The following is a 385-nucleotide window of genomic DNA, read 5'->3' on the forward strand; positions in this document are numbered from 1 at the left end:
CTCCCTCGACCTCCAGCACATAGTCTCCGGCCGGCACGGCGGCGATCACCGCCTCATCCTTATTGCTGCCCTCGCTCCAGCTTTCACCGTCGTCGTAGCCATGGTATTCGCTGATCTCGCGCGATAACTGGAACACCTCACCACTATTGCGGTTGGTCAGTGTCAACTCGGTATCCAGCCAGCCATTGTCGACATTGGTTTGCTGCTCGACCCGGATATCGCTGCTGTCGCCACTGATATGCAGCAGTGGATTGCTGATGCTGTCATGGCTCATGCCGCTCTCGATCAGCAAATCGCCCTGCCAGACGGTTGAATGATCCTTGATGAGCAACAAAGAAGCCTGGATCGCCAGCGCCACCGCCACAAAGGCAATAAACCCGAGCCA

1 protein-coding gene is annotated in these 385 nt (G+C 57.1%); it reads right to left on the reverse strand.

Features of this window, described 5'->3' with window-relative positions; all coding sequences use genetic code 11:
• Positions 1 to 385, reverse strand: a 385-nt coding sequence (locus tag ACE3OH_RS20480; protein ID WP_374357507.1) for a hypothetical protein, incomplete at both ends; no start/stop codon positions are given.

It is taken from the genome of Chitinimonas sp. (assembly GCF_041904975.1).
GTDB lineage: Bacteria > Pseudomonadota > Gammaproteobacteria > Burkholderiales > Chitinimonadaceae > Chitinimonas.